This window comes from Micromonospora sp. ZG13 (assembly GCF_059359355.1).
Genome location: NZ_JCADBQ010000007.1, coordinates 118,543 through 137,145, shown reverse-complemented (window position 1 = coordinate 137,145; position 18,603 = coordinate 118,543). Strand labels below are relative to the sequence as shown.

Sequence of the window (18,603 nt, the reverse complement as noted above, 5' to 3'; positions counted from 1 at the left end):
CCTCTCGACGATGGACGATGACGGATCCCGATTGTGGTCGATGCCCGGTCCCGACGCCACGGCAGGCCTTCACGGGGGTGAACGGCCCGCGACCGGAGCGACGGCGGCGGTCAGCCGGCGGGACGTCGCGGGTCGGGGTGCCGACCGGCGAACGCCCGCAACAGGGTCGTGACCGCGACGGTGAGGTCCGCACGGTTCGCGGCCGTACCGGGTGGCGGCGCGGTGCGCGCGCCCGCGCCGGCCAGCCGGTCGAAGAGCAGACCGTCGATGCAGGCGACGAGATGGTCACCGGCCTGCCCGGGGTGCCGGGCGCCCGCGGCCGCCAGCATCGCCCTCGACTGCGCGCGCGACGCGTCGCCGTACGCGAGGATCGTCCGGAGTTCCGGGCGGTGCGTGGCCTCCAGCAGGCAGGCGTAGCGGGCGAGCGTGCGGTTGCGGGCGGTGCTCATCCACCGATCGAGCATTGCGGCGATGCCGCCGGCCACCGCGACGACGTCGTCCGGCGCGAGTTCCGGGACGCCTTCCCCGGCCGGCACCCCGGCGGCTTCCAGGTCGGCCCGGTCGAGGTCGGCGAGCCGGCGCACCACCGCTTCGATGAGCGCTGCGCGGGTGCGGAAGTACGCGGACGTGGTGCCCTGCGGCAGCCCGGCCCGCGCGTCGACGGCGCGGTGGGTGAGCCCACGCATGCCGAGTTCGGCGAGTACGTCGATCGCGGCGTCGGTCAGGACCGCGAACCGGTCGGTCGGCACGGCGTCGCCACCTCCTTCCACGGCGGTAGTATCTCTTTCTACATCTGTAGAAGGAGCGGCGATGACGCGGACGGCAGTGGTGGTCGGAGCCGGCATCAGCGGGCTGGGCGCGGCCATCGGCCTGCACCGCGCGGGCTGGCGGGTGACGGTGCTCGAACGTGCCGCCGCCTTCCGTCCGGTCGGGGCGGGACTGGTCCTGCAAGCGAACGGGCTGCGCTGCCTGGACGCGCTGGGCCTCGGCGCTGCCGTACGGCAGCGGGGCCGCGCCGACGTCTCCGGCGGCACCCGCAGAGCCGACGGCCGGTGGCTGGCCCGCATCGGGCCCGGCGAGCTTGCCCGCGCGCTCGGCACACCCGCCGTCGGCATCCACCGCGCCGCCCTGCACGAGATCCTGCTCAGCGCGCTGCCGGACGGCGTCGTGCTGACCGGCGCCGAGGTCCGCGCCGTCACCGCTGACGGCGAGGTGACCTACCAGGGCCGGCACGGGACGGCCCGGACGAGCGCCGATCTCGTGATCGGCGCGGACGGCATCCACAGCACGGTGCGCGGGCTGCTCTGGCCGGAGGCCGCCGCCCCCGCCCCCATCGGCGTGACCGCCTGGCGCGGGGTCACCCCGACCTGGGACGGCGAGCTCGTCGTCGCGATCAGCTGGGACCGGGGCGCCGAGTTCGGCATGGTGCCGCTCACCGACGGCCGCGTCTACTGGTTCGCCTCCGTCAACGCCGCGCCCGGGTCGCCGGCCGGCGACGAGCCGGACCGGGTGCGCGAGCGGTTCGGCGGCTGGCACGATCCGATCCCCGCCCTCATCGCCGCCACCGGCACCGTCCTGCGGGACGACCTCGCCTGTCTGGACGAACCCCTGACGACGTACGTCAAGGGCCGGGTCGTCCTGATCGGCGACGCGGCGCACGCGATGACACCCAACCTCGGCCAGGGCGCCAACCAGGCGCTGGAGGACGCCGTCGTGCTCGCCTCCGTCGCCGGCCGCCCGGACGGGCCCCTCGCCTACGACCGGCAGCGCCGCCCGCGCAGCCAGCGGGTGGCGAGGGCGTCCCGCGCGGTCGGCCGCTTCGGTCAGCAACTGGAGAACCCCGTCGCCGTGGCGGCCCGCGACGCCGTCCTGCGCCTCACCCCGCCCCGACTGGCGCTGCGCTCGATGGCCCGCTACGCCGACTGGCGTCCGCCGTCGCTCGACTGAGAGCGCGCCGCGGGCCGCCCGGCGCGCCGACACCGCACCCGCGCCGTGCCCGGACGTCGGGCCGTCGACGGGCTCGCCGGCTCCGCCGAGGTGCGCGCCGGGCGGCGCCCCAGGGCGTCGCCCGGCAGCCGCCGCCTACTGGAAGGAGCCGTAGAAGTCGGTCAGTGCGTCGTGCACGTTGTCCCGGTCGAACTTCTCGATGCTCAGGATGAGGGCGAACAGTTCCGCGCTGTCCTTGGGGATCCGGCAGTTCACCTCGGTGACGAGTTCGTCGAGCATCCAGTGCAGCAGCTGGGCCATGGGCGTCCGGGCGGCGAGGTCGGAGTTGATGGTGAACCGGATGGTGCCGTCCGCGTTGATCACCGTGGAGTGGTTCAGCATGTTCGGCTCGGCCCGCACCACCAGCCGCTCCTCCGCCCGCATCAGCGACAGCATCGCCGCGTGCAGCGCCTCCATGTACGCCTTGGTCAACGGCGCGTACGCCCGGCCCTGCGGCAGGTCGGTGAGCACGGCGGCCACCGACCTGGGCAGGTCGGTCCTGCTGAAGTCGAGGCAGGCGAAGTCGTAGCTGCGTACCCACGCGCGGGTGATGCGGGACGCGAGAACGGTGTGCAGCGAGTCCATCCGGGGCGCGGCACGGCCCCGCATGGCGGCCACCTGGACGTCGGCGGGGAACGGCCCGCCCTGGCCCAGCGCCTCGTAGACGGTCTGCTCGAAGTTGGCGGCGTTCCGCAGGGCGATCTGGCCCTGGAGGTAGTAGGGGGCGTTGCGGTGGCGGTAGACGATGTCGACCGTCGGGTTCTCCGCCAGGGTGTGCGTCCCCTCGTGCAGGAGTGTGGCGGCGAGTTCCCACACGTGCATCGTTCCGTCGAGTGCGGAGCGACCCACGTTGATGATCGCGGTGTCGCCCTGACCGCTGGCGAGCGCGCCCATCCCGTCGGGCAACGTCAGGTTGCACACGAATCCCGACCGCTGGCCGTCGGTGCGCTTGAGCATGGCCCGCAGCGCCGTGACCGTCTGCGCGAAGCGGGCCTTGGCCACCGACGAGGTGGACCCGAACAGACGCGCGAAGGCGTTGTTGACGGCCGTGTGCCCGGGGCTCCCGACGTCGTTCATGACGTCGACGATCTTGTTCTGCAGCTCGTCCAGGGCGGCGCCGAGGTAGGGATTGCCGGCGGCGGATGGCACGACCCCGTCCAGGGAGTCCTGCACCTCCTTGAACAGGGTGGCCGCCCGGTGCACCGTCGCGCCGCGTACCGAGATCTGCTGCAACCAGGGCCCGTCGACCAGGCCGGCCACCGTGTCGAGTCGCGCGGTCGACCGGTCGCGACGCAGCCCCGCCCGCAGCGCGGCGACCAGGGGACGCAACCGTTGCAGCTCGCAGGCCATCAGCACCCGGTACGTCTGGAACACCTCGCGCCGGCCGAGATCGAGCGCATTCCTGGTCGCTTCGTCGGGGAACGGGAACATGTGGCGGCTCCTTCGCGCGCTGCCGGCCCGGCCCGGTCAGCCGAACGCTGGCGAAGAGGTAGCACCCGGCCGGCCGTCGCGGTCAGTGACCCGTCGACCATCGGACAGCGACTGCGCCCAATGCCCCGAGTTGTCGGCCGCGATCGGACCCCGCGCCGGCTGGGCCGACGCTCGGGGCGGCCAGGCCGACGGACGGCGGGCGGGGCGATGGGCGGGATGCCGACGGACGGTCGCGCCGAGGGCCGTTGCGCGGCTTTCGCCAGGTTGATGCGAACCCCCGTCATCTGACATCGACCGACAGCGACAGACGTATTTATTTCTGTCGATCGCGCTCCGTATGGATGTCCACCCGCCCACGCCGCCACACCGGGGCGCGCGGCGATTCCCCACCACCGGGAGGAAATGTGTCCACCAGACTCGCAGGAAGAGCGCGCCGCTCGACGCTCGCCCTGTTCACCGGCGCGGCGCTGGCGACGCTGTTGTCCGTCACCGCGGCCGGCGCCGCGCCACTGGCCGGCCCGACGGACAGCCGCGCCGCCGCCGCTGCCGTCGACGTGTACATGCAGGACACTCCCGCCGACGTGGGGATCGAGCCGCACGCGCTCAATCCCCTCTGGCAGAGCCCGGACATCAAGGTCTGCCACACCGCCGTCGAGTGCGCGACCAGCCAGAACCCGATCGTCGGCCAACGCAACTACATCTTCATCAAGCTGCGCAACCCCGGCCCGTACGGCGACAGCGTCATGGAGCAGGGCACGATCTTGGTCTACCGGACCACGCCCGGCGGCGGGGCGGCCTGGCCGGGCGCGTGGACGCAGATCGGGGCGATGGCGGTACCGGTCTACCCCGGGGTCACCTCCGTCACCATCCCGTGGGACAACGTGCCCGGCCCCGGTCACTTCTGCCTGCTGGCCCGCTGGGTCTCCCCCAACGACCCGATGACCTTCGAGGGCCCGGACATCGGCGTCAACACCCGCCACAACAACAACATCGCCTGGCGCAACGTCGACTCGGTGGCGCTGACCGCCGGCGGTCAGGCGCAGATCCGCCCGTTCGCCATCGGCAACACCCTGACCCGCCCGGCCCGCAGCAGCGTGGTCTTCAGCCAGAACGGGGCCCCGTTCCAGACCGCCGGTGGCCGGCTCGTCGCCGACCTCGGCCCGACCCTGTTCGAGCGCTGGGTCAAGGGGGGCAAGGCCGGCAAGGGCGTGCGCGAGGTGGGCCGCAACCAGGTCGAGATCGTCGACATCGGCCAGGCCAGTCTGGACAACCTGGAGCTCAACCCCGGTGAGCGGCTCGCCTTCTCGCTGAGCTTCACGGCGACCGTGCCGACCCGGGAGAAGACCGCCGTCAACGTGACCCAGATCGGCCCGGACACCACCGGTGCCGCCCGGGCCGACCTCGGCGGCGTCCGCTACGACGTCACCGTCGGCCAGCGGGCCGGGTAGCCCTCCGAGGGCAGGGACGGAGGTCGCGGACGGGGCCCGCGACCTCCGTTCCACCCGTTCCGGCGCAAACCCCGTCCGCCACCCGGCGCGGGCCGGAGCGCCGCCCAACGCGCGCGATGGCGGCGAAGGGGCGTCCGCTCAGCGCAGGCTGACCCAGGCGGTCGCCACCGCGTACCCGGCGGTGCGGGCACAGAGCTGGACGGGGCCGGCGGGCGGCACCCCCATCGAGAAGAAGCCCACCGCGTCCACCGGCACCTCCTCGTACGCACCGATCGCCGTACGCGCGGTGACCCGCCCGCCCCGGGCCGGCGAGAGCTGCCCGACGATGCCGGCCCGGGTCACCTCGATCTCGACGACGACCGCACCGGCCCGGAACGTCAGCGTGCGCGCCGATCCGGTGGACCGGGTGAGACCGGCCGGCTCCGGGTCGCAGGACGAGTCGAAGGTCAACTCGGCGAGCGCCAACTCGGCGTCGACGCTCCGCCACCCGTACGCGGCCAGCGCCCCGGCCACGAACTCCTCCGGCACCGGACCGGGCTCGCGCAGGGCGGCCCTCAACTCGGCCAGCAGGGCGTCGTCAGCGGCTGGCGGCCACGGCTCCATCCCGGTCACCTCCGCTCCCGTCGTTGCCCGGGTGCGCCCCGACGAACGGGGCGAGCGCCGGGCAGTTCCGCAGCTTGTGCAGACACCGGGCCTGGGTGGGACCGACGCTGCCCACCGGCATGCCCAGCCGTGCCCCGATCTCGCGGTAGCTGACCGGCGGCTCGGCCATCAGCAGGGTGAGCAGTTCGCGGCAGCGCGGCGGCAACTGCGCGAACGCCTCCCGCAGCGCCTGCCGCCGCTCGGCGCGCAGCAGGTCCTCGTCGGGGGTGACCGGGTCCACCAGCAGGGACGCGCCGACGTGCCCGCCCACCGAGTCGTCGTACGGGTCGAACGGCTGGGTCCGCCGGCCGAGGCGCAGCAGCCGGTAGCACTCGCGCCGGGTGGTGGTGACCAGCCAGGCGGGCAACGCGTTCGACTCCCGCAGCCGGCCCAGCTGCTCCACGGCACGCAGCCAGACGGTCTGGTTCACGTCCGCCGCGTCGACGTGGTCGAGTCCGTGGGACCGGATCACCGACAGCACCAGTGGCGTGTAGCGGCGGACCAACTCGCCCCACGCCCCCTCGTCCCCGCAGGAGGCGGCGGCGACCAGCCCGACCGTGCCGCGCTCGCTCATCCGGCCACCGCCCGGCACGCCGATACCGGCCTCACGCGACAAGTACGCCGTAGTCGGGATGCCAGCGGGGGCCGGCGATCAGCGCGGCGTGGGCCGCCTCGGCGCTGAGTCCGGCGCTGGTCATCAGCACGGCCAGCCGGCCGGCGACGTGGCCCGTGGCGAACGAGGTGCCGGCCCAGGCGGCGAATCCGTCGAAGTAGCGGGTGGGATGGCCCGGCAACGGGAGCCGGCCCCGGACGTAGGTGCTGTGCCGGTCCCCCAGGGCGCAGGCGTCCACCCACGACCCGTGGCTGCTGTAGGGCGCCGGCACCGGGCCGGTGGACCCGGCGCTCACCGCGCCGACCGCCAGCACCCGGTCGAGGGCGGCCGGCCACGTCCGCCTACTGGTGCCGGCGTTGCCCGCCGAGGCCACCACGGCTCTGCCGGGCAGCCCGGCCAGCGCGTCGACCAGTGGCAGCGGAGGCTGGTCGTCCTGGGTGAAGTAGCCCAGCGAGAGGTTGACGACCGACACCTGCGGACCGAGCCGCCCGAGCGCGGCGACCAGCATCTCCTCGTCGCCGACGCCGGTGGCGTCCAGCGCGGCCTCGGGATCGAGACGTACGCCCGGCGCGGCCTGCCGGACCACTCCGGCGACGAACGTGCCGTGGCCGCCCTGAAGCGCCAGCACGTCCGCGCCGACGTAGACCGCGTCCTCGTCGTCGACCTCGGGCAGGTAGCTGCCGCCCAGCCACTGCGGATGACGGGAGCCGGCCTGCCGCCAGATGCCGGTGTCGCAGATTCCCACCGTCACTCCCGCGCCCTCACCGGCGCGCGCCGGATCCGGCGCCGGCAGGGCGGCGGCGACGCGGGGCGGGCCGCCCGGGTTGCCCATGATGTTGCCGAAGCCGACGAGGACGTGGTGCGGCTGGACCAGGGGAACCGGCTGCCCGGGCCACTGCTGCGGGTCGCGCAGCCTGGTCACCACCGACGGGATGTCGGTCTCGACGGCGAAGAGGAGCCGGGCGACCCCGCCGAAGCCGACGCCCTCGGTGACCGGGTGGCCGTAGCCGCGCAGCCGAGCCACGACCCGCTGCACGTCGGGGCGGGCCACCAGGAGCTGCCGTGGCCGGTGGAGGAACTCCCGGCCGGCGACGGCGTACCGACGCACGTCGGGGTCCGCGGCCAGGGCCTCCAGGAAGAGCCGCTGGTAGGTGGCGTCGGGTGACTCGCCGGCGGTGGCCGGCCGGCCCGCCCCGACGAGACCGAGCGGCGCCGCCGCGACGGCCAGGGTGGACCAGGCCACGACCTGCCGACGGGACAACCCGGCGGGCGGGCGCGGCACGAAGGAGTCGTCGGACGGCACCGGTCCTCCAAGCGGTCGGAGATGCGTGGTCGGCGACGGGCCGGGCAGCCACGGAAGGACGCTCCGAGGCACCGGACGATTATTTCAAAGGATAGTCGTGTGTCAATTGATCGTCGTTCAGCCGACGGATTTCCGATACCGCCCTCGCGATTGACCGAGGAGCGCGACTGCGGGATTCTTCTTGGCATGGCCGACAGCGCCGGTTCCGGTGCCGGCACGGCCCAGGCCGCGCTCGACGCCGTCCAGCGCTGGCCCCGCGAGGCGATCGTGATCGGCCGGCGGGTCCTCGCCGCCGGGCACCCCGACGCCGACGAGCGCTCCACCGCCGAACGCGCCATCGGGCTGGCCCTGCGGGAGATCAACGACCTGCCGGGCGCCCTGCGGCACCTGCGCCGGGCGGTGCGGGTCGCCGACTCGCCCCGGGTGCGGGCGCTCGCCCGGATGAGCCTCGGGTACGTCCTGGCCAACGCCGGACGCACCGGCGCCGCCCTGCGCGCGGTGACCCTGGCCCTGCCCCGGTTGACCGGCGCCGACGCCGGCCGGGCCCGGATGCAGCGGGGTGTCGTGCTGCACTACCGGGGGCGGTTCGACGAGGCGGTCCGCGACTACGGCATCGCGGTGGAGGTCGCCCGGCGCGAGGGCGACCTGCTGCTGGAGGCCCGCGCGCGCAACAACCGCGGGCTCCTCAACGCCCACCGGGGCACCGGCCGCGACGCCGACGACGACCTGTCCCGCTCCGCGGCCATCTTCAACCAGCTCGGGCTCGACCTGGCCGCCGCCGACGCCCGCTGGAACATCGGCATCGCCGCCGGGCAACGCGGCGACGTCGCGGGCGCGCTGCGCGGCTTCGCCACGGTCGACGAGGAGTACCGCCGGCTGTCGGTACCCCGCCCGGCGCTGCTGCTGGACCGGTTCGAGCTGCTGCTGTCGGTGCCGCTGGTCGACGAGGCGGTCGAGGTCGCCACCACCGCCGTGTCGGAGCTGCGCCGGCGGGGCATGGCCTCGGATCTCGCCGAGGCGCTGCTGGCCCGGGCCCGCGCGGCCCTGCTCGCCGGTGACCTGGACACCGCCGCGACCGCCGCCGCCTCGGCGCGGGCCCGCTTCCGCCGGCAGGGACGCCGCATCTGGGCCGCCTTCGCCCGGCACGTGGAGTTGCGCGCCGAGTTCGCCCGGGGCAACCGTTCGGCGGCCCTGCTCACCGCCATGGTGCGCACCGCCGGGCAGCTCGACGCCACCGGCTGGCCCTCGCCGGCGCTGACCACCCGGATCGAGGCCGCCCGCCTGGCCGAGACGTTGGGCCGGCCCGCCCGGGCCGCCGAGCTGCTGGCGGTGGCGGCCCGGGCGCACCGCCGGGGCACCGCACCCCACCGCGCCCAGGGCTGGTACGCGCTCGCCCTGCGCCGCCGACTCGACGGTGACCCGCGGGGCGCGGCCCGGGCCCTGCGCCGGGGCCTGGCGGTGCTCGACGGCCACCGGGCCTCCCTGGGCGCCACCGAGCTACGCGCACACAGCGGGACGTACGGGCACGAACTGGCCGCCGAGGGGCTGGACATCGCCGTACGCGCCGGCACGCCCGCACAGGTGCTGGCCTGGGCGGAGCGCTGGCGGGCCAACGCCCTGCGGATGCGCCCGGTGCAGCCGCCGCAGGATCCCGAACTGGCCGCCGCCCTGGCCGAGCTGCGGATGGTCAGCACCGCCCTGGAGGACGCGCTGCTCGCCGGCCACCCGGTGCACACGCTGCGGCGCAGCCAGGGCCGGCTCGAACAGCGCATCCGGGAACTGGCGCGCGGAGTGGGCGGTGCCGCGCGGGGCGCCGCCGGCGACGGCCTGGTGGCACCGCCCTCGGTGCGGGCCCTCGCCGCCGCGCTGGGCGACGCCGTGCTGCTGGAACTGGTGACGCACGGGCCCCGGCTGCGGGCGGTGCTCGTCCGCGACGGGCGGACCAGCCTGCACGACCTCGGTCCGCTCGACGAGGCGCTGGGTCGGGCCCGACGACACCGCTTCGGCCTGCGCCGGCTGGTCACCACCGGCGACTCGGCCAGCGCCCGGGCCGGCGTCGAGTTCGCCGCCACCGCGCTGGACCGGCAGCTCTTCGACCCCGTACGCCGGCTCCTGGGCGACCGGCCACTGGTGATCGTCCCGATCGGCGCGCTGCACGCCGTGGCCTGGTCCGGCCTGCCGACCTGCGCCGGCCGCCCGGTGACGGTGGCGCCCTCGGCGACGGTCTGGTTGCGCGCCGCCGGTCGGATCGTCCCGACCGGCCCGCCGGTGCTGGTGGCCGGGCCCCGGCTGCCCGCCGCCGAGACCGAGGTACGCCAGCTCGGCGCCGCCCTGCCCGGCGCCCGCCACCTCACCGGCGGCGACGCCACGGCCGACGCGGTCACCGACGCGCTGAACGCCACCGCGCTGGCGCACGTCGCCGCACACGGCACCTTCCGCGCCGACAACCCGCTCTTCTCCACCCTGGAGCTGGCCGACGGGCCGTTGACCGCGTACGAGTTGGAGCGGCTGACCCACCCACCTGGCTGTGTGGTCCTCTCCGCCTGCGACTCGGGCCTCTCCGGCGTCCGGCCCGGCGACGAGGTCATGGGTTTCACCGCCGTGCTGCTGGCCCTGGGTGCCCGCACCCTGATCGCGACCGTGCTGCCGGTCCCGGCCGACCTGACCACCGCGCTGATGCTGGACCTGCACCGGCGGATGCGCGCCGGCGCCGCCCCGGCGCTGGCGCTCGCCGACGCCCAGCGCGCGTTCGCCGCTGGGGGCGCAGCCGCGCACGCCACCGCCGCCGCCTTCGTCTGCTTCGGCGCCGGCTGAACGACGCGGCCGGGAGGGGCGGTGTTTCGGCCCCCACGCGACGGGGCACAGACCGCAGCCGACGACGGATCATCGGCCCGTCCCGCGGGGACGGGCCGACGCATACCCGGGCGCGATGCCGGTAGAAGACCCTGACGGACGGGTGTCGTGTCGTAGGACGCCCCGACCGACGACATGTGACGAGGGAGAACCAACCGATGGCGGCTGAAGGCAGCACCAAAGCCGTGGTGACAGCCCTGATCGCGAACCTGGGCATCGCGGTGAGCAAGTTCGTCGCGGCCGCGATAACCGGCTCGGCGTCGATGCTCGCCGAGGGCGTGCACTCGGTCGCGGACTCGACCAACCAGGCGCTGCTGCTGATCGGCGGCAAGCGCGCCCGCCGCGCCCCCTCGGCGCTGCACCCGTTCGGGTACGCCAGGGAACGCTACATCTACGCCTTCATCGTCGCGATCGTGCTCTTCAGCATCGGAGGCCTGTACGCCCTCTACGAGGGCTACCACAAGATCAGCGACCCGCACGAGCTCACCTCGCCCCTGATCGCCGTCGCCGTCCTGGTCATCGCGATCGCGTTGGAGAGCTACGCCCTGTATACCGCCGTGAAGGAGGCCAACAAGGTTCGCGGCACCCGAGGTTGGGTCTCCTTCGTTCGCCACGCCCGCGCCCCCGAACTGCCGGTGATCCTGCTCGAGGACGCGGGCGCCCTGCTCGGCCTGGTCTTCGCGCTGGCCGGCGTGGGACTCAGCGTGCTCACCGGCAACGCCATCTTCGACGGCATCGCCACCCTGTGCATCGGCGCCCTCCTGGTCGTCATCGCGGTCGTCCTCGCCGCCGAGACCAAGAGCCTGCTCATCGGCGAGGCCGCCCTGCCCGAAGAGATCACCGCAATCCACACCGAGCTGGTGTCCACCCCTGGCGTGGACGGCGTCATCCACCTCCGCACCCTGCACCTCGGACCGGAAGACCTCCTGGTCGCGGCGAAGATCGCCATCGGAACGGTCGACCGGGGAGCCGACGTCGCCGCCACGATCGACGACGCCGAGGCGAGAATCCGCAGGGTGCTGCCCACCGCTACGGCGATCTACCTCGAGCCCGACATCGACCGCCGGTCCGTCCCGGCGGTCGAGCCGGCCGGTCACACCGGCTGACCTCCCCGATCCGAACGAGAGGTGCCTGCGACGTCGGCGGCCCGGTGCGGGAGGACGTCCCACACCGGGCCGTACGCGGTCAGCTCGCGGTGCAGGTGGGGGTGCCGGTCGGTCCGGTTGCGGTGCCCTGGAAGCCGAACTCGGTGGTGGTCCCGGCGGCCAGTCGGCCGTTGTAGTCGACGTTCTGGAACGTCACGGCGCCGGTGGCGCCGCTGGCGCGCGCGCTCCAGGTGTTGGTGACCGTCGCGCCGCCCGGCAGGGTGAGGGCGACCGCCCAGCCGTTGATCGGCGTGGCTCCGGCGGTGACCCGTACGGTGGCGACGAAGCCGCCGTTCCACGAGTTCAACGACACCGACGCGGCACAGCCACCGGACGGCGGCGGGGAGCTGGGCGGCGGGGTCGTCGGGGGCGCGGTGGTCGGGGGCGGCGTGCTGGTGCCGGCGTTCAGCGCGCTCAGCGTCGCGTCGTATGCCGGCTTCTTGTTGCCGTTGCCGTCGAAGAGTAGCGGGGTGCCGCTGGCTCGCCAGGAGTCGGTGTCGCGGATGCCCCAGACGGTGATGCCGGTGCAGCGGGTGACGGCGAGGCAGTCGGTTACGACGTTGCGGTAGGTGGTGGCCTGGCTGCTGCCGGAGCCTTCGATGTCGAGTTCGGTGATCTGGACGTCGACGCCGAGTGCGGCGAAGCTGGACAGGGTGGTGCGGTAGTTGCCCGGGTAGGGCGAGGCGCTGTTGAAGTGTGACTGCAGGCCGACGCAGTCGATGGGCACGCCACGCTGCTTGAAGTCGCGGACCATGGTGTAGACGGCCTGGGTCTTGGCGTGCGTCCAGTCGTCGGTGTTGTAGTCGTTGTAGCAGAGTTTGGCGTTCGGGTCGGCGGTGCGTGCGGCGCGGAAGGCGGCCTCGATCCAGTCGTTGCCGGTGCGTTGGAGGTTGGAGTCGCGGCGCGCGCCGGTGCTGCCGTCGGCGAAGGCTTCGTTGACGACGTCCCAGGAGTGGATCTTGCCGCGGTAGTGGGTGGCGACCTGGGTGACGTGGTTGAGCATGGCGGCGCGCAGGGCGGTGCCGGACATGTTCTGCATCCAGGCGGGCTGTTGTGAGTGCCAGGCGAGGGTGTGGCCGCGTACCTGCATGCCGTTGGCGCGGGCGTGGTTGACGATGCGGTCGGCGTTGGTGAAGGTGAACTGGTTCTGTTGTGGTTCGGTCGCGTCGATCTTCATCTCGTTCTCGGGCGTGACCGAGTTGAACTCGCGGTTCAGGATCCCGACGTAGGTGGTGTCGGAGAGCTTGTGCGCCGCCACCGCAGCACCGAAGTAGCGCCCCTTCTCGGCGGCGGACGCCCCCAGGGTCGTGCCGGCGTTGGCGCCGGACGCCACCGCCATCGTCGCGGCGGCGACGGAGAGACCGACCACGACCGACGCCAGCGCGACGCGCGGCCGCCTGCGGGCCACCGGGCGCCCGCCGGCGGGGGTTGGATTGTTGTCCATGGCAGAGCCTTTCGATGGATCGAATGGATGGGCAGGGCCGCCTCGACAACCGCCCGCCACGGTGGGGCCGATGGAGTGGTCGCCCGGAGACCACGCCGCCGTCAGCATCCTCGACACCGTGTGTTGATCGAAGCCCTTCCATCGGACCGTATCGGAACGTGTCCGGAACCTCAACGCCCGATTATCGGATCCTTCCGGCGCTGGCGTTCCGCTCCGCCCGCCCCGCCAGAGCCTCACCCCCGTCGAACGGCCGTCCCGCAACCGGCCGGGGCACCGGAAGTTTCGGGACTCAGCCCGCACCCTGGCGGAGCACATCGACCATGACGGCCGGTGCGATGGTGGACGGTCGATCGCTGACCTGCCCGTCGCCGAGCTCGACGATCCGCCATCCGCCGTCCGCGCGCAGGGCCAGGTCCACGGTCACGAACGGCAGCCCCAGCGCCGCCACCGACCCGCTGACCAACCCCGCATCGAACGTCTCCGGCGGGGTGTCGCGCGGGCTGTCGGGGTGGGCGCCGACCAGGACGCAGGCGCCGTCCACCCACCACGTACGGACCTCGGCGCCGGTGAACCGCTCGAACCGGCGCAGCACCAGGCCGCCCACGAGATCGTCCCCGCGCAGCTCGACGAAGCGGCTCGCGACCCGCCAGGCGGCCTGGCCGTCGTCGAGATCCGGGATGAACGCCGCCTCGTGCCAGTGGTGCTTCATCGACTTGGTGAAGTCGCGTAGCACCGCCGCCCCGCCGCCGAGCGCGTGCCGCGCCCGGTCGAAGTCGGCGCGCCGCGTCCCGACCGTCCACACCGAGCGCGGCGTCAGCTCGGCCAGGCCGGGATACCAGCCGGGCAACTCGTGGGCGCGCCGGTACTGCTCCCCGGTCGTCCGCAGGGCGACGCCCCGGCGGGCCAGCGCGTGGGCGAAGGCGGCGTACCGCTCGCTGCGCAGCATCCAGCCCCGGTAGACCGCGACGCCCTCCCCGGTCACCCGCGACACCGCTCGCGGCACGTCGTCGCCACGAGCCAACGCGTCGTGGTCGACGACGGCGACCTCGACGCCGGCATCCCGGGCGGCGTGCGCCTCCGGGGCGAAGTGGGCATCCGGGTGGCGCGGACGCAGCGGGTCCGCCGGAACGAGCAGCAGCACGGGTGCATGCTCCCTGATCGACGCTGACGACGCGAGTGCCGCCGCGCGGCGCGGATCGGTCAGTGGCTCACCCGGACCGAAGCGTCGGTCCCCGTCCCTATGCTGAGCCGATGGAGCTGGAGTTCAGCGGCGAGCTGTGGTTCTGGCGGGGGCCAGCGCCGTGGCACTTCGTCACCGTCACCGAGGACGGCTGTCAGGAGCTGGCCGCGCGCGCCGCAGGGGTCAGCTACGGCTGGGGCATGATCCCGGTCGCGGCGCGGATCGGGCAGACCGGCTGGCGCACCTCGCTGTTCCCGAAGGACGGGCGCTACCTCGTGCCGGTGAAGGCGGCCGTACGACGGGCCGAGGGGCTGGCGGTGGGCGACGGAGTGACCGTCCGCCTGGTCGTCGACGGCTGAACGCTCGGCCCACCCGCACGGCGTACGCACATCTTTCCTGATCGCAGGAGTAGCGCCGGCGGGGCCCAGGGGGTAGAAACATGCCATCCCTTCCATCCCGACGTGAGGCAAGCCCGCGGCGGCGAGAGAGCGCTCTCACAGACGCGCTGTCCCCACCGTCGCCCCCGGCGGCAGGTCGACGACGACCGCCCGCCCGACACCGGCGCGCCCACCCGCGCCCAGCGCCGGAGCACCTTCCCCCACCGCGTCGCCGTGCCCGGCACCCGCCCCGGCCGGCGGAGAGGAACACCGATGAGAATGCAGTCCCCCGACGAGCGACGGCGGCTGCGCCGGGCGCTCGCGCTCGGCCTGGTAATGGCGGCGGTCGCCGGCACGACCGGCACGGCGGCCGCCGCCGGCCCGGCCCGCCACGGGACCCCGGACTTCGGGCCCAACGTGACGATCTTCGACCCCGACACACCCCTCGCCGAGATCCAGGCGACACTCGACGCGGCGCACGCCCGACAGGTCGACGCCGAGATGGGCACCGCGCGGCACGCGTACCTCTTCAAGCCCGGCAGCTACGGCACGCCCGCGCAGCCCCTCCGGGCGAAGGTGGGCTACTACACCGAGGTCTCCGGCCTGGGCGCCTCCCCCACCGACGTCACCGTCACCGGCAAGATCGAGGCCTACAACCGCTGCCTCGAGGACGGCGGCACCGGCAACTGCATCGCCCTGGTCAACTTCTGGCGCACCCTGTCGAACCTGTCGCTGTCCGTCGACGCCACCGGCCAGGACGGCTGCCGGGCCTCGGCCAACTTCTGGGCGGTGTCCCAGGCGGTGTCCATGCGCCGCCTCGACGTCAGCGGCGGCGGACTGTCGCTGATGGACTACTGCACCGCCGGCCCCCAGTACGCCAGCGGCGGGTTCATCGCCGACTCCCGGCTGCCCGCCACCACCAACGGCTCCCAGCAGCAGTGGCTGACCCGCAACAGCGAGGTCGAGAGCTGGTCCAACGCCGTGTGGAACCAGGTCTTCGCGGGCACGGTGGGCGCTCCGGACGACGCCGGCTTCCCCGACCCGCCCTACACCACGCTGGACACGACGCCGCTGAGCAGGGAGAAGCCGTACCTGTTCGTCGACGAGCGCGGCAGGTACCACGTACGGGTCCCCGCCGCCCGGCGCGACACCCGCGGCGTCTCCTGGGCCGACGGCATGACGCCGGGCCGCACCATCGGCATCCGGGACTTCTTCATCGCCAAGCCCTCCGACCCGGTGCACGTCATCAACGCCCAGCTCGCCCGTGGCAGGCACCTGCTGCTGACCCCCGGCGTGTACGACATCGCCCGCAGCATCGAGGTCAGGCGGCCCGACACCGTGGTCCTCGGCATCGGCCACGCCACGCTGACCGCCGTGAACGGCGCGATCCCGCTGGACGTCGCCGGCGTACCCGGCGTGGTGGTGGCCGGGGTCACCGTCGACGCGGGCCGCACCGAGTCGCCGGTGCTGCTGCGGGTCGGCCAGCGGCACGGCCGCAACGCCAGCACCCCGCACAACCCGATCACGCTCTCCGACGTGTACTTCCGCGTCGGCGGGCCGCACGTCGGCAGGACGCACACCGCGCTGGAGGTCAACGCCGACCACGTCCTCATCGACCACACCTGGGTGTGGCGCGGGGACCACGGCGTCGAGGGCTTCACCGAGGGCGTCAACGGCGACACCGACCGCTGGCGGACCAACACCGGCCGCTACGGCGCCGTCATCAACGGCGACCACGTGACGGCCACCGGCCTCTTCGTCGAGCACTTCCAGCGGTACAACACGGTCTGGAACGGCGAGCACGGCACGACGGTGCTCTACCAGAACGAGCTGCCGTACGACCCGCCGACGCAGGCCGACTGGATGAACGGCAGGACCAGGGGATGGGCCGGCTACAAGGTCGGCGACCGGGTGCGCCACCACACCCTGCACGGCGGCGGGGTGTACGTGTTCAACCAGAACAACCCGTCGATCCGCACCGAGAACGGCTTCGAGGTCCCCGTCACCCCGGGCGTGCGGCTGCACCACGTCATGACCGTCAACCTGAGCGCCGGCACGATCGACCACGTGGTCAACGGCGTCGGCGAGGCGGCCGACACGACGCGCGTCGGCGCGCCCGTGTACCTCACGCGCTATCCCGCCCCGTAACTCCTGCGGCAAACCGAGCCGGACGGGGCGCGCACCCCGCCCCGTCCGGCCCGGTCGTCAGCCTGCGCAGTTGTTGTTGCGCGCCGGCTGGGTCAGCTTCTCCTGGGTGCCGAACTTCGCGTAGACCCGCAGGTAGCACGGCAGCTCGACGTCGCCGTAGTAGCTCTGCACCTCGTCGTCGTAGTGCGTGGTGCCGCTCTGCGCGACCTGCCAACCGCCGGCGTCACCCGACTGGATCTCCCAGTAGACGTCGCCCGAGCAGCCCTGGAGGCCCTGCGACCAGGCGATGATGTTGGCCCCGTTGTAGATCTCGGACTGCACGAGCGTGCAGCTCGCGGCCTGTGCCGGGCTGGCGCCGACGAGCAGCCCCACGGTCAGCATCGCTCCGGCTCCGATCGCCGACATCAATCTGCGCATGCTCGATCTCCTCCACGGTGGACGGCGGGTGGGTCCACAGGAGGGTATCGAATCTCGGAGATTAGCTCCATGAGCACGGTCGATGTCGGCGAAAAGTTTTACCGCTCTCCCCGCCATCCCGATCGCCCGGCGCCGCCACCCCGTCGCTTACGTTTAACAAAGTTAACTGATAGCCTGCCGCCATCGACGAGGAGGAATGCCATGCGACTTCGACGTACGATGCCCGCACTCCTGGCCGGCGCGGCGCTGACCGCCGCCCTGGCCGTGCCCGCCGTGGACGGTCGCGCCGCCGCGCAGCCCGGCGTCCCCGACGTCGCCGCCGCGGCCTGCGCCGCGCCGGCCTGGGCCGAAGGCACCGCCTACGCCGTCGGCAGCCGGGTCAGTCACGCGGGACGGCTCTACCAGGCGCTGGTGGCGCACACACCCCCGCCGGGCGCCGGCTGGAACCCCGCCGCGACGCCCGCCCTCTGGAGCGACCTGGGCGCCTGCGACGGCGGAGGCACGCCGTCGCCCACTCCGACCGCCACCTCCGGGCCCTCCCCCACCGCGACGCCGACCCCGCCCCCGACGCCCACCGCGACGCCCACCCCACCCGGCCCGGACACCTGCGCCGGCAAGCCGAAGCCGGCCGGCAAGGTGCTCCAGGGCTACTGGGAGAACTGGGACGGCGCGGCCAACGGCGTCCACCCGCCGCTGGGCTGGATCCCGATCACCGACCCCCGCATCCCTGCGCACGGATACAACGTGATCAACGCGGCGTTCCCGGTCATCCGCGCCGACGGCACCGTGCTCTGGGAGGACGGCATGGACGCCACGGTCAAGGTGCCCACCCCGGCCGAGATGTGCCGCGCCAAGGCCGCCGGCCTGACCATCCTGCTGTCCATCGGTGGCGCGACCGCCGGGATCGACCTCAGCTCGGCGGCGGTCGCCGACCGGTTCGTCGCGACCGTCGTACCGATCCTCAAGCGGTACAACTTCGACGGCATCGACATCGACATCGAGACCGGGCTCACCGGCAGCGGGAACATCTCGCAGCTCTCCCCGTCGCAGGCCAACCTCATCCGCATCATCGACGGGGTGCTCGCCCAGATGCCGGCGGGCTTCGGCCTCACCATGGCGCCGGAGACCGCGTACGTCACCGGCGGCAGCGTCACCTACGGCTCGATCTGGGGCGCGTACCTGCCGGTCATCAAGCGGTACGCCGACAACGGCCGGCTCTGGTGGCTGAACATGCAGTACTACAACGGCAGCATGTACGGCTGCTCCGGCGACTCGTACCCGGCCGGGACCGTGCAGGGCTTCACCGCCCAGACCGACTGCCTCAACGCCGGGCTGGTCGTCCAGGGCACCACCATCCGCGTCCCGTACGACAAGCAGGTCCCCGGGCTGCCGGCGCAGCCCGGCGCCGGGGGCGGCCACATGGCCCCGGCGACGGTGGCCCAGGCGTGGAACACCTACCGGGGCGGCCTGAAGGGCCTGATGACCTGGTCGCTGAACTGGGACGGGTCGAAGGGCTGGACGTTCGGCGACAACGTCCGGGCCCTCCAGGGCCGCTGAGCCGCACGCCACCCCGGGCGCCGACCACGGCCGCACCCCCGCGGCCGACGGTCGGCGCC

General features: G+C 73.6%; 15 protein-coding genes. 7 read left to right on the top strand and 8 right to left on the bottom strand.

The window, feature by feature from the left end:
- Nucleotides 1-110: 110 nt before the first annotated feature.
- Nucleotides 111-749: a TetR/AcrR family transcriptional regulator gene (locus tag AC5L34_RS17120; protein ID WP_494825872.1), complete on the bottom strand. Its 639-nt coding sequence runs from the start codon at nucleotides 747-749 to the stop codon at nucleotides 111-113.
- Between the two features lie 61 nt (nucleotides 750-810).
- On the opposite strand from AC5L34_RS17120, the gene AC5L34_RS17115 reads away from it, so the two are divergent.
- Nucleotides 811-1,947: an FAD-dependent monooxygenase gene (locus tag AC5L34_RS17115; protein WP_494825870.1), complete on the top strand. Its 1,137-nt coding sequence runs from the start codon at nucleotides 811-813 to the stop codon at nucleotides 1,945-1,947.
- 135 nt (nucleotides 1,948-2,082) lie between these two features.
- Here the strand turns inward: AC5L34_RS17115 and AC5L34_RS17110 are convergent, their stop codons facing one another.
- Nucleotides 2,083-3,417 carry a hypothetical protein gene (locus AC5L34_RS17110; protein ID WP_494825868.1) on the bottom strand — a complete coding sequence of 445 codons (1,335 nt, stop codon included), beginning with the start codon at nucleotides 3,415-3,417 and terminating at the stop codon, nucleotides 2,083-2,085.
- A 404-nt stretch (nucleotides 3,418-3,821) separates the two neighbouring features.
- Between AC5L34_RS17110 and AC5L34_RS17105 the strand changes: the two genes are divergently transcribed.
- Nucleotides 3,822-4,865, top strand: coding sequence for a hypothetical protein (locus tag AC5L34_RS17105; protein WP_494825866.1), 1,044 nt, complete (start codon nucleotides 3,822-3,824; stop codon nucleotides 4,863-4,865).
- Between the two features lie 138 nt (nucleotides 4,866-5,003).
- Here AC5L34_RS17105 and AC5L34_RS17100 read toward each other — a convergent pair whose 3' ends face one another.
- Genes AC5L34_RS17100 through AC5L34_RS17090 form a run of 3 tightly spaced genes read right to left on the bottom strand, consistent with a single transcriptional unit; the run spans nucleotide 5,004 to nucleotide 7,423 of the window.
- Complete coding sequence (locus tag AC5L34_RS17100) at nucleotides 5,004-5,468, bottom strand: hypothetical protein (RefSeq protein ID WP_494825864.1); 465 nt, start codon at nucleotides 5,466-5,468, stop codon at nucleotides 5,004-5,006.
- Nucleotides 5,443-6,081, bottom strand: coding sequence for an RNA polymerase sigma factor (locus AC5L34_RS17095; RefSeq protein WP_441177427.1), 639 nt, complete (start codon nucleotides 6,079-6,081; stop codon nucleotides 5,443-5,445). Before AC5L34_RS17095 ends, AC5L34_RS17100 begins: the two co-directional genes overlap by 26 nt.
- A gap of 31 nt (nucleotides 6,082-6,112) precedes the next feature.
- Nucleotides 6,113-7,423, bottom strand: coding sequence for a S8 family peptidase (locus tag AC5L34_RS17090; protein ID WP_494825862.1), 1,311 nt, complete (start codon nucleotides 7,421-7,423; stop codon nucleotides 6,113-6,115).
- Nucleotides 7,424-7,609: 186 nt separating this feature from the next.
- Here AC5L34_RS17090 and AC5L34_RS17085 point away from each other — a divergent pair, with 186 nt between their 5' ends.
- Both AC5L34_RS17085 and AC5L34_RS17080 read left to right on the top strand, forming a co-directional pair.
- Entirely contained in the window at nucleotides 7,610-10,237 is a 2,628-nt protein-coding gene (locus AC5L34_RS17085) for a CHAT domain-containing protein (RefSeq protein ID WP_494825860.1), read from the top strand.
- Nucleotides 10,238-10,434: 197 nt separating this feature from the next.
- A complete protein-coding gene (locus AC5L34_RS17080) occupies nucleotides 10,435-11,382 on the top strand; it encodes a cation diffusion facilitator family transporter (RefSeq protein ID WP_441177430.1) in 948 nt (315 codons plus the stop codon).
- A 79-nt stretch (nucleotides 11,383-11,461) separates the two neighbouring features.
- On the opposite strand, the gene AC5L34_RS17075 is transcribed toward AC5L34_RS17080, so the two are convergent.
- Nucleotides 11,462-12,865, bottom strand: a complete 1,404-nt coding sequence (locus AC5L34_RS17075; RefSeq protein ID WP_494825858.1) for a glycoside hydrolase family 10 protein — start codon at nucleotides 12,863-12,865, stop codon at nucleotides 11,462-11,464.
- Nucleotides 12,866-13,154: 289 nt separating this feature from the next.
- Nucleotides 13,155-14,006, bottom strand: coding sequence for an ATP-grasp domain-containing protein (locus tag AC5L34_RS17070; RefSeq protein ID WP_494825856.1), 852 nt, complete (start codon nucleotides 14,004-14,006; stop codon nucleotides 13,155-13,157).
- A gap of 110 nt (nucleotides 14,007-14,116) precedes the next feature.
- Between AC5L34_RS17070 and AC5L34_RS17065 the strand changes: the two genes are divergently transcribed.
- Nucleotides 14,117-14,404, top strand: a complete 288-nt coding sequence (locus AC5L34_RS17065) for a DUF1905 domain-containing protein (protein ID WP_441177433.1) — start codon at nucleotides 14,117-14,119, stop codon at nucleotides 14,402-14,404.
- A gap of 297 nt (nucleotides 14,405-14,701) precedes the next feature.
- The gene (locus AC5L34_RS17060; protein ID WP_494826005.1) at nucleotides 14,702-16,570 is read left to right on the top strand and encodes a pectate lyase-like domain-containing protein; all 1,869 of its coding nucleotides are present in this window, start codon (nucleotides 14,702-14,704) and stop codon (nucleotides 16,568-16,570) included.
- A gap of 57 nt (nucleotides 16,571-16,627) precedes the next feature.
- On the opposite strand, the gene AC5L34_RS17055 is transcribed toward AC5L34_RS17060, so the two are convergent.
- Complete coding sequence (locus AC5L34_RS17055; protein WP_157747160.1) at nucleotides 16,628-16,987, bottom strand: hypothetical protein; 360 nt, start codon at nucleotides 16,985-16,987, stop codon at nucleotides 16,628-16,630.
- Between the two features lie 201 nt (nucleotides 16,988-17,188).
- Between AC5L34_RS17055 and AC5L34_RS17050 the strand changes: the two genes are divergently transcribed.
- Complete coding sequence (locus AC5L34_RS17050) at nucleotides 17,189-18,544, top strand: carbohydrate-binding protein (RefSeq protein ID WP_441177434.1); 1,356 nt, start codon at nucleotides 17,189-17,191, stop codon at nucleotides 18,542-18,544.
- Nucleotides 18,545-18,603 lie beyond the last annotated feature (59 nt).

Excerpts from the sequence above, each read along its gene's own strand:
- AC5L34_RS17050 (WP_441177434.1), top strand. The coding sequence starts at position 17,189 with ATGCGACTTCGACGTACGATGCCCGCACTCCTGGCCGGCGCGGCGCTG.
- AC5L34_RS17115 (WP_494825870.1), top strand. The coding sequence starts at position 811 with ATGACGCGGACGGCAGTGGTGGTCGGAGCCGGCATCAGCGGGCTGGGC.
- AC5L34_RS17075 (WP_494825858.1), bottom strand. The coding sequence starts at position 12,865 with ATGGACAACAATCCAACCCCCGCCGGCGGGCGCCCGGTGGCCCGCAGG.
- AC5L34_RS17110 (WP_494825868.1), bottom strand. The coding sequence starts at position 3,417 with ATGTTCCCGTTCCCCGACGAAGCGACCAGGAATGCGCTCGATCTCGGC.
- AC5L34_RS17085 (WP_494825860.1), top strand. The coding sequence starts at position 7,610 with ATGGCCGACAGCGCCGGTTCCGGTGCCGGCACGGCCCAGGCCGCGCTC.
- AC5L34_RS17100 (WP_494825864.1), bottom strand. The coding sequence starts at position 5,468 with ATGGAGCCGTGGCCGCCAGCCGCTGACGACGCCCTGCTGGCCGAGTTG.
- AC5L34_RS17060 (WP_494826005.1), top strand. The coding sequence starts at position 14,702 with ATGCAGTCCCCCGACGAGCGACGGCGGCTGCGCCGGGCGCTCGCGCTC.
- AC5L34_RS17095 (WP_441177427.1), bottom strand. The coding sequence starts at position 6,081 with ATGAGCGAGCGCGGCACGGTCGGGCTGGTCGCCGCCGCCTCCTGCGGG.
- AC5L34_RS17065 (WP_441177433.1), top strand. The coding sequence starts at position 14,117 with ATGGAGCTGGAGTTCAGCGGCGAGCTGTGGTTCTGGCGGGGGCCAGCG.
- AC5L34_RS17055 (WP_157747160.1), bottom strand. The coding sequence starts at position 16,987 with ATGCGCAGATTGATGTCGGCGATCGGAGCCGGAGCGATGCTGACCGTG.
- AC5L34_RS17080 (WP_441177430.1), top strand. The coding sequence starts at position 10,435 with ATGGCGGCTGAAGGCAGCACCAAAGCCGTGGTGACAGCCCTGATCGCG.